At 62.8% G+C, this 13,214-nt stretch carries 11 protein-coding genes; 7 read left to right on the top strand and 4 right to left on the bottom strand.

The genetic code is table 11. The features are described 5' to 3' along the window. The 7 genes from V7N12_RS08760 to V7N12_RS08730 all read left to right on the top strand — a co-directional run. Nucleotides 1-1,186, top strand: a 1,186-nt coding sequence (locus V7N12_RS08760; RefSeq protein ID WP_333714102.1) for a sensor histidine kinase, incomplete at its 5' end; no start/stop codon positions are given. An 8-nt stretch (nucleotides 1,187-1,194) separates the two neighbouring features. After that, entirely contained in the window at nucleotides 1,195-2,598 is a 1,404-nt protein-coding gene (ntrX, locus tag V7N12_RS08755) for a nitrogen assimilation response regulator NtrX (protein WP_333714100.1), read from the top strand. Further along, a complete protein-coding gene (trkA, locus tag V7N12_RS08750) occupies nucleotides 2,595-3,971 on the top strand; it encodes a Trk system potassium transporter TrkA (protein WP_333714098.1) in 1,377 nt (458 codons plus the stop codon). Before ntrX ends, trkA begins: the two co-directional genes overlap by 4 nt. After that, nucleotides 3,971-5,491, top strand: a complete 1,521-nt coding sequence (locus V7N12_RS08745) for a TrkH family potassium uptake protein (protein WP_333714096.1) — start codon at nucleotides 3,971-3,973, stop codon at nucleotides 5,489-5,491. The genes trkA and V7N12_RS08745 overlap by 1 nt, the downstream gene beginning before the upstream one ends. A 117-nt stretch (nucleotides 5,492-5,608) precedes the next feature. Next, entirely contained in the window at nucleotides 5,609-5,842 is a 234-nt protein-coding gene (hfq, locus tag V7N12_RS08740) for an RNA chaperone Hfq (protein WP_007204924.1), read from the top strand. Nucleotides 5,843-5,844: 2 nt separating this feature from the next. Further along, nucleotides 5,845-7,122 carry a GTPase HflX gene (hflX, locus tag V7N12_RS08735; protein ID WP_333714092.1) on the top strand — a complete coding sequence of 426 codons (1,278 nt, stop codon included), beginning with the start codon at nucleotides 5,845-5,847 and terminating at the stop codon, nucleotides 7,120-7,122. A gap of 255 nt (nucleotides 7,123-7,377) precedes the next feature. Continuing rightward, on the top strand, nucleotides 7,378-7,857 hold the full coding sequence (locus tag V7N12_RS08730; protein ID WP_333714091.1) for a thermonuclease family protein: 480 nt from the start codon (nucleotides 7,378-7,380) through the stop codon (nucleotides 7,855-7,857). A gap of 1 nt (nucleotide 7,858) precedes the next feature. On the opposite strand, the gene V7N12_RS08725 is transcribed toward V7N12_RS08730, so the two are convergent. The 4 genes from V7N12_RS08725 to V7N12_RS08710 form a co-directional block, all read right to left on the bottom strand. Next, nucleotides 7,859-10,318 carry a penicillin acylase family protein gene (locus tag V7N12_RS08725; protein ID WP_333714090.1) on the bottom strand — a complete coding sequence of 820 codons (2,460 nt, stop codon included), beginning with the start codon at nucleotides 10,316-10,318 and terminating at the stop codon, nucleotides 7,859-7,861. A 13-nt stretch (nucleotides 10,319-10,331) separates the two neighbouring features. Then, complete coding sequence (locus V7N12_RS08720; RefSeq protein WP_333714089.1) at nucleotides 10,332-11,633, bottom strand: branched-chain amino acid ABC transporter permease; 1,302 nt, start codon at nucleotides 11,631-11,633, stop codon at nucleotides 10,332-10,334. Next, nucleotides 11,630-12,640, bottom strand: coding sequence for a branched-chain amino acid ABC transporter permease (locus V7N12_RS08715; RefSeq protein WP_333714087.1), 1,011 nt, complete (start codon nucleotides 12,638-12,640; stop codon nucleotides 11,630-11,632). The genes V7N12_RS08720 and V7N12_RS08715 overlap by 4 nt, the downstream gene beginning before the upstream one ends. A gap of 43 nt (nucleotides 12,641-12,683) precedes the next feature. Beyond that, the coding region (locus V7N12_RS08710) for an ABC transporter ATP-binding protein (protein ID WP_333714085.1) at nucleotides 12,684-13,214 on the bottom strand (531 nt) is incomplete at its 5' end.

Below are 13,214 nucleotides of genomic sequence, written 5' to 3'. Positions count from 1 at the left end.
GGACGAGATCTCGCAGCTTGGCAACTATTTCAACCAGATGACCGAGCGGCTGAAAGGCCAGCGCGACGAGCTTTTGAAGACAAACGAAATCACGGAACGGCGCCGGCGGCTGTTCGACAGCGTGCTCAGCTCGGTGACCTCGGGCGTTGTCGGCCTTGATGCGGACGGGCGGATCGCCTTTGCGAACCCTTCGGCGCGCAAACTGCTGTCGTTCGATCAGGGCAGCGAGGACATGGCGCTTGTCGTGGCGGTGCCGGAGTTCGCGGATCTCTTTGCCGAAGTCCGCGACAGCGAACGCGAAAGCGTCCAGAGCCAGGTCAATCTTGTGCGGCGCGGCCAGCAGGAAAGCCTGCTGGTGCGGATGTCCGAGCGGCGGACGGACGACGGCGCGCTGGAAGGATATGTCGTCGCCTTCGACGATGTGACCGACCTTGTCAGCGCCCAGCGCATGGCCGCCTGGGGTGACGTGGCCCGCCGCATCGCCCATGAGATCAAGAACCCCCTGACGCCGATCCAACTGTCGGCGGAACGCATCAAACGCAAGTTCCACAATCAGGTGGGCGAGGATGCCGACAAGCTGGAACAGATGACGGATGTCATCGTGCGGCAGACCAACGACCTGCGCCGGATCGTGGACGAGTTTTCCAAGTTCGCGCGGATGCCGCAACCAGAGTTGCAGCAGGCCGACCTGCGCGGGCTTTTGGCGGATGCGCTTGCCTTGCAGATCGCCGGACAGCCCGAGGTCCATTTCACTTCCGACCTGCCGAATGCCGAGGTGCTGGTCGATATGGACGGGACGATGATCGGGCAGGCGCTGACCAACCTTCTTAAGAATGCAGGCGAGGCGACCGAGACCTATTTCGAAAAGCACGCCGAGACCGACTATCGGCCCGAGATCCGCGTGGCGATGATGCTGCGGGATGGCCATGTCGAGATAAGCATCGCGGACAACGGGATCGGCCTGCCCGAGGACCGCGCCCGGCTGTTCGAGCCTTACGTCACCACCCGCGACAAGGGCACCGGCCTTGGCCTGCCGATCGTGAAGAAGATCATCGAAGAACACGGAGGCACGCTGGCCTTGACCGATGCCGAGGTCTTCGAGGGCCAGTCCCATGCCGGGGCTTGTGCTGTCATCCAATTACCTGTTGTCTCGGCCCCTGAGCGGGTCGCGAAAGTTCCAGCTTGAGGGAAATCATGGGCGATATTCTGATCACCGACGACGAACGCGACATTCGCGAGTTGATCTCGGAAATCCTGCAGGACGAAGGGTTCACGACACGGCTGGCCGGAACCTCCGACGAATGCATGGCCCAGATCGCCGCCGAGGTGCCGGCGCTGATGATCCTCGATATCTGGCTGAAAGACAGCAACATGGACGGGATCGACATCCTCAAGCAGGTCAAGCGTGAACATCCCGAAGTGCCGATCGTGATCATCTCGGGGCATGGCAATATCGAGATCGCGGTCGCGGCGATCAAGCAGGGGGCTTACGACTTTATCGAAAAGCCCTTCAACATCGACCAGTTGCTTGTGGTGATCCGCCGCGCCATGGAAACCGCGCGCCTGCGCCGCGAGAACACACAGCTGCGACGCGGCGAAAGCCAGAGCGCGGATTTGCTGGGCGACAGTGCCGCATTCCGCGCGTTGAAATCCCAGTTGGACAAGGTGACCAAGTCCAACGGGCGGGTCATGCTGACAGGGCCCGCTGGTGCGGGCAAGGAAATCGCGGCGCGCTATATCCACGCCAATTCGAACCGCGCCTCGGCCCCTTTCGTGACGGTCAATTCCGCCTCTATCGCGCCGGACCGGATGGAAGAGGTGCTTTTCGGGCGCGAGAATTCGGGACGCGGGATCGAACCGGGGCTGCTGGAAGAGGCGAACGGCGGCGTGATCTATTTTGACGAGATCGCCGACATGCCGCTGGTCACCCAGTCCAAGATCCTGCGTGTGCTGGTCGAACAGCGGTTCCAGCGGGTCGGCGGCACCGACAAGGTGCAGGTCGATCTGCGGGTGATTTCCAGCACCAACCGCGACCTGGAGGCCGCGATCAAGGCGGGCAGCTTTCGCGAAGAGCTGTATCACCGTCTGAACGTCGTTCCGATCTCGGTCCCCTCGCTGGAAGAGCGGCGCGAGGATATCCCGCTGCTGGCCGAACACTTTATCGCGGCTTTCAACAAGGCGCAGGGCCTGCCATTGCGCAAACTGGCCGATGACGCGCGCGCGCTGTTGCAGACGATGCTCTGGCCGGGCAATGTGCGCCAGCTCAAGAACGTCGTGGAACGTGTTCTGATCCTTGGTGAAAACACCGGTGACATCACGGCCAAGGAATTGCCCAGCGGCGAGGAAAGCGGCGGTGAAGAGGGCCGCGTCGTGCTGTCGGGCGGCCTTGCAACCCTGCCGCTGCGCGAGGCGCGCGAGCTTTTCGAACGCGAATACCTGCTGACCCAGATCAATCGCTTTGGCGGAAATATCAGCCGGACGGCCTCGTTCGTGGGGATGGAACGCTCGGCGCTGCACCGCAAACTGAAATCCCTTGGCGTGGTCACCACCAGCAAGGCCGGCGGGCGCATCGCCTATGTGGAAGGCGAAGACCTATGAAAGTGATCATCTGCGGGGCGGGGCAGGTCGGTTGGCAGATTGCCCGCTATCTGTCCGGTGAAAACAACGACGTCACGGTGGTGGACAACAATCCCGATCTGGTGCGTCGCGCCACCGATACGCTGGATGTGCAAGGGATCGCGGGCCATGCCAGCTACCCCGATGTGCTGGACCGCGCGGGCGCTTCGGATGCCGACATGATCATCGCGGCGACCTATTCGGACGAGGTCAACATGGTCACCTGTCAGGTGGCCCATTCGGTCTTTTCCGTGCAGCGCAAGATCGCGCGCCTGCGCGCGCAGAATTACCTCGACCCGCGGTATTCGGACCTCTACCGCCGCAACCATTTGCCGATCGATGTCGTCATTTCACCCGAAAGGGAGGTCGCCGAGGCCGCGTTGCAGCGGCTGGCGGCACCGGCGACCTTCGATACGGAAAGCTTTCTGGAAGGCCGCGCACAGCTGCTCGGCATCACGATCGACGACGACTGTCCGGTGATCAACACGCCGCTGCGCCAATTGACCGATCTCTTTTCGACGCTGCGGGCCGTGGTCGTGGGCATTCGCCGCGAGGGTGTCCTTTTCGCCCCGGCCGCCAACGACCAGATTTTTTCCGGCGATGACTGCTATGTCTTCACCCATACCGAGGACATGACCCGCACGCTGGAAATCTTCGGCAAGTCCAACCAAAAGCAGGAACGCATCGTCATCATCGGGGGCGGCAATGTCGGGCTTGGCGTGGCACAGGCGCTCGAGGCACGCACCGAACGTGTGCGCGTGAAGATCATCGAAAAGAACCGCGAGGTGGCCGAACGCGCCGCCGATGCACTGGACCGGACGATCGTGCTGCACGGCGACGGTCTTGATGCGGCCCTGCTGGAAGAGGCCAATATCGCATCGGCTGACGCCGTTCTTGCGGTGACGGACGACGACAAGACGAACCTGCTGGCCTCGGTCCGTGCCAAAGAGATGGGCTGCAAGATGGCGATCAGCCTGACCAATGATCCGACGCTGGTGCCGTTGATGGGGCCTCTGGATATCGACGCCTACATCAACCCGCGCGCAACGACCGTCAGTTCGATCCTGCGCCATATCCGGCACGGGCGGGTGCGGGGGGTCTATTCCATCGGCGACGCCGAGGCCGAGATCATCGAGGCACAGGTTCTGGGAACCTCGCCGATCTCGGGGCAGAAGGTGCGCGATATCGCCTTCCCCGAGGGCACGCTGATCGGGGCGGTCATGAAGGGCGGCAAGGTTGTGCGTCCGACGGGCGATACGCGGATCGAAGAGGGCGATTTCATCGCGATCTTCGCGATGACCGAGGACGTCCCCGAGGTCGAGCGTCTCTTGCAGGTCTCTATCGACTTTTTCTGATGCAGTGGATTATTCGCCTGCCGTTCTTTGTCGTGCTTATGGGGTTGGGCGCCGTGGCCATGCTGGTGCCTGCCGCCCATGCGGCGGTGACCGAAGACTTTCATACCATGCGCGTCTTCTTCTACGGCTTCCTGTTGTTCTTGTTGCTGACCCTGACAATCGGGATCGCCACATCGACCTATCAGCCGGAAAGTGTCGCGCGCAGCCAGTTGCTTAGCCTTCTTGCCGCGTTCACCGTTCTTCCGGTCATGTTTGCCATCCCCTTCAATGTGGCGGTGTCCGGGACCGGCCTGCTGGATGCATGGTTCGAGATGGTCTCGTCCTTCACCACCACGGGGGCCACGCTTTATGACAGTGCCAACAGGCTGACGCCCTCGCAGCATATCTGGCGGGGGCTGGTCGGCTGGCTGGGTGGCATGCTGGTCTGGATCACCGCGGTCTCGATCTTTGCGCCGATGAATCTGGGCGGCTTCGAGGTGCGCGCGGGTGGAGGCGTCGGCAGTGCGGCCACCGGAACCTTCAGACAGATCGGGCGGATCGCCGACCCGTCCGAGCGCCTGATCCGCTTTACACTGCTTCTGGCCCCCATCTACATTGGCCTGACACTTGCGCTCTGGATTGGGCTGGTGATCATGGGGGATGTGCCTTACGTCGCACTGATGCATGCCATGGCGACGCTGTCGACCTCGGGGATCACGCCGGTCGGCGGGCTTTACAATGCGACGTCGGGGGTCTGGGGCGAAGTTCTGATCTTCGGCTTCCTTGTCTTCGCGATCAGCCGCCGCACCTTCAGTCCCGGCCTGACAGGTGACGTCAGCGGACCGCTCTGGCGCGATCCCGAGGTCGGCGTGGCGCTGTTCCTGATAGCATTGGTCACCAGTGTCCTCTTTGCCCGCCATTTCATCGGCGCCACGGACACCGCGGCCCCTGTCACCCTGGCCCAGATGGCAGGCGCGCTTTGGGGCGGGCTTTTCACCGTCGCGTCCTTTCTGACCACAACGGGGTTCGAATCTGCGGAATGGGCCGATGCCGCCGACTGGTCGGGGCTGAGCACGCCGGGTCTGTTCCTGGTCGGCCTTGCCCTGATCGGGGGCGGGGTCGCCACGACAGCCGGAGGCGTGAAACTGCTGCGGATTTACGCGCTCTACCGTCACAGCGAGCGAGAGCAGGACCGGCTGTTGCATCCCGCCTCCGTCGGTGGCGGCGGCCGAGAGGCGCGGCGGATCAGGCGGCAGGGCGCCTATATCTCGTGGATTTTCTTCATGCTCTTCGCGCTGAGCATCGCGGCGGTGATGCTCTTGCTGTCCTTGACCGGCGTGCAGTTCGACACCTCGATGGTGCTTGCCGTGGCGGCGCTTTCGACAACCGGACCGCTGGCCTTGGTCGGGGCGGAAAACCCCATTTCCTATGCGGGTATTCCGGATACGGCCAAGATCGTGCTTGCCTTCGCGATGGTTCTCGGTCGGTTGGAGACATTGGCGATCATCGCCCTTTTCAACCCCGAAATCTGGCGACGCTAGTCGCCACAAATAATTTTCGAATATGTCTAGAAACTCTGTGTTTCCCACGACATACTCAAATTCTGCGAGACGTGGGGCGGATGACCCCCAAAAACAAAAGAAACGAGGGGACGCCAGATGGCTGCCGACAAAGCGAATTTGCAAGATGCCTTTCTGAATCACGTCAGAAAGACAAAGGTTCCCGTGACGATCTTTTTGGTGAACGGCGTCAAGCTTCAGGGTGTCATCACGTGGTTTGACAGCTTCTGCGTGCTGTTGCGCCGCGACGGACAATCACAACTGGTCTACAAGAGCGCGATTTCCACGATCATGCCAGCGCAGCCGATCTCCCTTTATGAAGGTGAAGAGTAACCTTGCTCAGCCATGACAAGCCCGTCACCCGGGCTTGGGTTCTGCACCCAGACCTGAAATCGGACCAGCACCGGCGATTGGCCGGACCTGCGCTGGAAGAGGCGGTATCGCTGGCCGCTGCCCTGCCTGACCTTCAGGTGGTCGGGGCCGATATCGTGCGCCTGCCCAAGATACAGCCCGGGATGCTGTTCGGGTCAGGCAAGATCGACGAGCTGAAGACCGTGTTTCACGACAACGAGGTCGAGCTTGTCCTGATCGACGGTCCTGTCACACCGGTGCAGCAGCGCAATCTGGAAAAGAAATGGGGCGTCAAGCTGCTCGACCGGACGGGGCTGATCCTCGAAATTTTCAGCGACCGCGCGCGCACATCCGAAGGTGTGCTGCAGGTCGAGATGGCGGCGCTGAGCTACCAGCGGACGCGGCTTGTGCGGGCCTGGACCCACCTTGAACGTCAGCGCGGCGGTCTGGGATTTGTCGGTGGACCGGGGGAAACCCAGATCGAGGCCGACCGCCGCGCGATTGATGACCAGTTGAACCGCCTGCGCAAGCAGCTTGCCAAGGTGGTCAAGACGCGCGAGTTGCACCGCGCCAGCCGCGCCAAGGTGCCGTTCCCCATCGTGGCGCTGGTCGGCTATACCAACGCGGGCAAATCAACGCTCTTCAACCGCCTGACCGGGGCCGAGGTGCTGGCCAAGGACATGCTTTTCGCGACACTCGATCCGACGATGCGCAAGATCGTGCTGCCGACCGGTGACGCGGTGATCATGTCCGACACCGTGGGCTTCATCAGCGATCTGCCCACGCAACTTGTCGCGGCCTTCCGCGCGACGCTGGAAGAGGTGCTGGACGCCGATCTCATCGTCCATGTGCGCGACATCAGCCATCCGCAAACCGAAGAACAGGCGGAAGACGTCATGGCGATCCTGCACGGGCTGGGCGTGGCCGAGAACGCGCCCCTGATCGAGGTCTGGAACAAGATCGACCGGCTGGAAGGGGACGCGCGCGATGCGGTTCTGACGCAGGCAAGCCGGATGGAGGATCTCTTCGCGATTTCGGCCATCAGCGGCGAAGGGCTGGAGGCGCTCCTTGCCGCGATTGCCGACAAGGTCAAAGACCCCCGCACGGAAGAGGAGATCACGGTCGGCTTTGCCGATGGAAAGAAGCGCGCATGGCTTTTCGATGCGGGCGTGGTCAAGTCCGAGACCCAGACCGAGGCAGGCTATAACCTGACGGTTCTCTGGACCGCGATCCAGAAGGAACGCTTTGCGCGGCTGTCATAAGTCGCAGGCTGTGGTCCCTTTCTGGGCTGGTCAGGCCGTCATCTTGCAGGCTAGGGTTGTGCAACGATCATTGTCAGTGCGGGCCCCGGTTAGTTGGAAATTGTTTATGTCTTGTTGACCCTCGGCGTCGTGCTGGTGATGCGCGGAAGGTCAGGAAGAAACCGACCACGCTCTGGCGGCCCGCGCGGCGGTGGTCATGACCGGCGGCCAAAGCCGGTCTATCGCGCCAACCCGACAAGTCTTTCGCAGCGCCGAGTGCCGCCCAAGAGCTTTGACGGCCAGACCGCAAAGCCGGACATCAAACAACGGCAGCTGAAAGGGCGGGCCTATATCGTCGATGGTGACACTTTGGTGATTCAGAAGACCCAGATCCGTCTCTTCGGTGTCGATGCCCCAGAGATGAACCACCCCTATGGCCAGAAGGCGAAATGGGCGCTGCACGGCTTGTGCAAAGGGCAGACGATCAGGGCCGAGGTGCTGGCACTGGATGCACACGGGCGGACCGTCGCGAAATGTTACCTTGAAGACGGGCGCGACCTTTCGGCCGAGATGGTCAAATGCGGCATGGCAATCGACTGGCCCAAATTCTCGGGCGGGGCCTATCGGCATCTCGAACCCGAGACCGCGCGCAAGAAGCTCTGGCTGGCGGATGCGCGGCAGAAGGGGCGGATGCACGTCTGGGAGCAGTTCGACAAAGATCGGGAAAAGGCAGCGCGCAGGACGTCCGGTGACTAGCCTACCGCGGTTCCAGCACCGTCACCCCGACAGCCCCCGCCCGCGCTAAGGCGGGATCAAGTGACATCGGGATATATTCACCGCGCCGCCAAAGCTCGCCCAGATTGTCGTAGTGCCGTGACAGCGGATGGCCCGACTGGCCGGTCGAGATGATAAAGACGGAACTGTCGGGATCGGCGAAGTCGTAGACGCCGCGATAGGCCCCGCCGTGCACGTTGCGGAACGGATGCGGGTCCTCGCCCGAGGTGCGCGCGCGGTTCAGCGTAAAGTCGCCGCCGCTGGTGGATTGGCGGATGTTCACCACCCATTCGAGAATCGGGGTCCCGCCAAGGACGGGATGATCATGCATGGCCACATGGGCGTCGCCCCAGCGCACGGCTTCGATCGCGGCGCCATAGGTCTCGGTCACCCAGATCAGCGCGTCGTCCAGCGCCTGACGGGCGATATCGGTGCAGGTCTCGACGGGCGCGGACTGGATCACGTCGCACCAGACACCAGCCCCGTCCACGTCGCGCAGCACGCGCTCGATTAAGACGGGGTCCACATGGGTGAATTCGCTGGCAAGCGGGCCCAGTTCGTCACGGATCAGCCGGTCCTGAAAGGCGCGGGTCCATGCCGCATAGATCAGCGGCTCGGGCAGATGTTCGTTCATCTCGCCGTTCCACGCGGCAAGCAGCGTCAGGGCATCCTGCCTGCGCCGTTCGGGCGTGCCGGCGGGGGCAGGGTCGCCGGTGAACCACAGATCGGCCCCCATCAGCGCCGAGAGGGTGCGCGCCGCGAAACTGACGGTGTCCAGTTGCGCCTCGATGAAACTGTCGCGGGTATGCACCTCGCGCGCCTGCATCAGGCCCTGCCAGCGCTGGATGCGCTGGGTATCGCCCCAAAGATGCGTGATATGGTTGGGAAATGGCCGGTCGGTGGTCTTGTTGTTGGTATTGCCGATGATCCCGCCTTCGGGGTCCAGCACCAGCGGGTTCTGGTCATAGGGAAAGCGCCCCTGCCAGCGGTTCTCGGGCAGATAGCCGAACGAGGGCAAGCGGCCCTGGCTTTGGTGGTTGGGATCGCGGGCGGGCAGGGCGCCGATGACCTTCATGCCGACGCGGTTGCGGTCCGCCAGCGTCAGGTTCATCGCGGGCGCGATAAAGCCTTCGCCTGCGGAAATCGCCTCTTCCACGGTGCGGGCGCGGTTGATGGCGAGGGCGGCGGACATGGATGTGTCGCGGTCCGAAAGGGCCGTCCAGGACACCGACGCGACATGCCCCTGCGGTGTGATCGTGCCAAGGTCATAGGTGCTGCGCGGCATCACCGGCCCGTTCACGGTCCAGCGCAGGCGCAGGGTGACGGCGGGCGCATCCTTGACGGTGATGATGCTGTCGCGGGTCCGGAACCGCTGCCAGCCGTCGGTCGTGCGGTATTCCTCGGGGTTGTCGGGGTTCACCTCTTCGATGAAGATATCCTGATCGTCCACATAGGCCGAGGTCAGGCCCCATCCCAGCAGATCGCTGCGCCCGACCATGACGGCAGGGATCCCCGGGATCGTGCCGCCGATGATCCCGCCGGTTTCCAGTTCCAGCCGCGCCAGATACCAGATCGACGGGGCGCTGAGGCCCAGATGCGGGTCGTTGGCCAGCAGGGTCGATCCCGTCGCGGATCGTTCCGACGTGGCGGCCCATGCGTTCGAGGCACCGCGCAGGGCGGGCAGGGTGAAAGGCGACAAGGGATCAGAGGCCAGCCGCATATTGGGCGTGTAATCGGGCACGCCGGGCACAAGGGCGGCGTATTCGGGCAGTTCGACCACGGCAGAGGTCGGGTCGTCCGGCAGGATATCGGCCAGCCGTTCATTGCTGAGCAAAAGCGAGGTGCGGGCCCGCAGCACCTCGTCCTCGAGATTCGAGGTCAGGTCGAGCGCCATCAGCTTCAGCAGCGCAAGCGAATCCGCCGGCTGCCAGGGCGCGATGGCATGGTTGAAAAGCCACATCTCGGGCGCGCCGCGTCCCAGCGCGCCTTCGTTCACTTCCGCGAGCCACGCGTTCACACCCTCGGCATAGGCGGCAAGTGCCGCCGTGGTCTCGGCGTCCTGCACCTGCACCGATGCCACGGCGACCGAATAGAGATCGAAGCGTCGCAGCACCTCGTCGATGCGCAGCGTGCGTTCGCCGAAAAGCTCGGACAGGCGGCCCTGGGCCGTGCGCCGCAGCATCGTCATCTGCCACAGGCGGTCCTGCGCATGGGCATAGCCGAGGGCAAAATAGACGTCCTCGTTCGTCTGCCCGAAGATGTGGGGGACGTTCGCAGTGTCCCGCACGATCTCGACCGGTGCCGCGATGCCTGCGACCTGTTGCGTGGTGCTGTAGTCGGGCAACGAGCGTGAGGCGAAGTAATAGACCAGTGCAATCGCCGCCACGGCCAGCACAAGCAAGGCCGTCGTCAGTCTGACAAGCCAGCGAAAGACCCTTGCCATCGTTGTCTCCGTCTTAGCGTTCCGGGATCAGGCCCCGGGGACTGAAACGCAGCACCAGCAAAAGCACAAGCCCCATGGTCAGCAAGCGCATATGGGCCGCCGATTCGATCAGACGATCCTTCAGGGGGCTGCCATCCTCAAGCCCGCTGCTGAGAATGTTCATCAACCCCAGCCCAAGCGGTTCCACCTGCACCCACAGCCACCAGATCAGCATACCGCCAAGGATCGCACCAAAGTTGTTGCCCGACCCGCCGACGATGACCATGACCCAGACAAGGAAGGTAAAGCGCAGCGGCTGATAGCTGCCGGGCGTCAACTGGCCGTCCAAGGTGGTCATCATCGCGCCTGCGATGCCGCAGACCGCCGACCCCAGCACGAAGATCTGCAAGTGGCGTGCGGTGACGTCCTTGCCCATCGCCTCGGCTGCGGTTTCGTTGTCGCGGATCGCCCGCATCATGCGGCCCCATGGGCTTTTCAGCGCCATTTGCGCCAGCCAAAGCAGGATCAGCAGGACGATGGTGAACAGGATCGCATAGCCCGCCTTGTTGAAGATCGTGGACCCGGCCACCGGATCAAGGCCGATCCGCGCGACGGTGTCCACAAAGGCCGGATTGCCTTGCAGCGAGATTGCATCGGGGACAGGGCTGTCGAGGCCGATCACGTTCTTGACGCCACGGGCCAGCCAGTCCTCGTTTTTCAGGACCGCGATGATGATTTCGGCAATGCCGAGCGTCGCAATCGCCAGATAGTCGGACCGCAGGCCAAGCGCGGTCTTGCCGATGATCCACGCGGCCCCGGCGGCCAGCAGGCCACCCACGGGCCAGCTGAGGATGATCGGCAGGCTCAGCCCGCCGAGGTTGCCCTGAAGCGCGGGGTTCACCGCCTCGACCGCGACCTTGCCCGGATCGAAGATGGCGCGGTAGATGAAGAAACCGATCACCAGAATTGCCAGCGTCGACAGGGTCCGCGCACGGCCCTTCAGCCGCTTTTGCGCGATCACCGCGGCCACGACCGTCGCCGCGCCGAAGATAAGCCCCGCGATGATGCGCAAACCACCGGCCTGCCAGGCCTCGGGCACGGGTTCCGTCGAAATCAAGACCGCCGCAAGGCCGCCCAATGCGACAAAACCCATGACCCCGATGTTGAACAGCCCCGCAAAGCCCCATTGCAGGTTCACGCCCAAGGCCATGATCGCCGAGATCAGCCCCATGTTCAGGATCAAGAGGGCCGAGTTCCAGCCCTGTATCACGCCCGTTCCGATCAACAGGATCGCGACGACGCCGAAAAGCGCGGTATCTCTGACGGTGTTGCTCATACGGATTGTCCTTTGAAAAGGCCGGTAGGTCGGAACAGCAGCACGATGATCAGGATCGAAAAGCTGACCGCGAATTTGTAGTCGGTGGACAAAAGCTGCACCAGACCATCCGGTGCAAGGCTGTCGGGCAGCATGTAGGTCAGCACCTTTTTCCACGCATAGGTGATGGTGATTTCACTGAAGGCGATGACAAAGCCGCCCGCGATGGCGCCGACCGGACTGCCCAGGCCCCCGACAATCGCGGCGGCGAAGATCGGCAGCAGCAACTGAAAGTAGGTGAAGGCCTTGAAGGACTTGTCGAGCCCGTAAAGCACACCGGCCGTGGTCGCCAGCGCCGCGACGATCATCCACGTCACCTTGACCACCCAATCGGGGTTGATGCCCGACAGCAGCGCCAGATCCTCGTTGTCGGAAAAGGCGCGCATGGATTTGCCGGTGCGGGTCTTGTTCAGGAACCAGAACAGCAGGGCCATGACGACGAAAGCCACAACGATCGTGATGACCTGTGTGGTGCGGATCGCCAGCCCTTCCTGAAGGCCTGTCATGTCGCGGAAATCGCGTGCGGAAATCAGGAAGCGCTCGCCATCGGCAAAGTTGATGTCGCCGACCCCGATGATGAAGCGCACGACCCCGTTCATCACGAACATCACACCCATCGACACGATCACAAGAATAACCGGCGAGGCCTTCTGTTTGCGGTAGAATTTGTAGACGCCCCAGTCGATTGCCAGCAAAAGACCGATGGTGACGGCAATCCCGACCGGCAGGGCCAGCAGGGCCGTGGGCAGCGGACCAAAGGTGATCCCCGCACCGACCAAGGCCGTCGTCACAATGATCGTGATCGCCGTGCCGAAAGCCATCGTGTCGCCATGGGCGAAGTTCGAAAACCGCAGGATGCCGTAGATCAGCGTGACCCCCAGCGCCCCGATCGCCAATTGCGCCCCATAGGCAAGGCCCGGCACGATCACGAAATTCGCAAGTGCGACGATTGCGTTGAGAAAATCCATCAGAGCTTACCCTTTTCTGGTGCCGAGCCTGTCTGTCCCATGATCATCCCCCAAGGAAGCTGCGCCGGACTTCGGGGTCGGCCAGCAGTTCCTTGCCCGTGCCGGTGTGGGCATTCCGGCCCTGCACCAACACATAGGCCTTGTCCGCAATCTCCAGCGCCTGGCGGGCGTTCTGTTCCACCATCAGAATCGGGATACCGGTGCGGGCGACCTCGATGATGCGGTCGAACAATTCATCCATCACGATGGGCGAGACACCTGCCGTCGGTTCGTCCAGCATCAGAACCTTGGGTTTCGTCATCAGGGCGCGGCCCACGGCGACCTGCTGGCGCTGCCCGCCCGACAGCTCGCCCGCCGCCTGATGGCGCTTTTCCTTCAGGATCGGGAACAGATCATAGACCTGCGCCATGGTATCGCGGAAATCGTCGCGGCGGATGAAGGCCCCCATCTCGAGGTTTTCCTCGACGGTCATCGAGGTGAAGATATTGCGCACCTGCGGCACGAACCCCATGCCCTTGACCACGCGCTCTTGCGGGGAAAGGCGGGTGATATCCTCGCCATCGAGACGCACCGA

The sequence above is a fragment of the Yoonia sp. genome, assembly GCF_036770585.1.
Taxonomy (GTDB): Bacteria; Pseudomonadota; Alphaproteobacteria; order Rhodobacterales; family Rhodobacteraceae; genus Yoonia.
Note: the sequence above shows the minus strand (reverse complement) of the source record. Positions and strands in the feature narration are given on the sequence as shown.

Excerpts from the sequence above, each read along its gene's own strand:
- ntrX (WP_333714100.1), top strand. The coding sequence starts at position 1,195 with ATGGGCGATATTCTGATCACCGACGACGAACGCGACATTCGCGAGTTG.
- trkA (WP_333714098.1), top strand. The coding sequence starts at position 2,595 with ATGAAAGTGATCATCTGCGGGGCGGGGCAGGTCGGTTGGCAGATTGCC.
- V7N12_RS08745 (WP_333714096.1), top strand. The coding sequence starts at position 3,971 with ATGCAGTGGATTATTCGCCTGCCGTTCTTTGTCGTGCTTATGGGGTTG.
- hfq (WP_007204924.1), top strand. The coding sequence starts at position 5,609 with ATGGCTGCCGACAAAGCGAATTTGCAAGATGCCTTTCTGAATCACGTC.
- V7N12_RS08725 (WP_333714090.1), bottom strand. The coding sequence starts at position 10,318 with ATGGCAAGGGTCTTTCGCTGGCTTGTCAGACTGACGACGGCCTTGCTT.
- V7N12_RS08720 (WP_333714089.1), bottom strand. The coding sequence starts at position 11,633 with ATGAGCAACACCGTCAGAGATACCGCGCTTTTCGGCGTCGTCGCGATC.
- V7N12_RS08715 (WP_333714087.1), bottom strand. The coding sequence starts at position 12,640 with ATGGATTTTCTCAACGCAATCGTCGCACTTGCGAATTTCGTGATCGTG.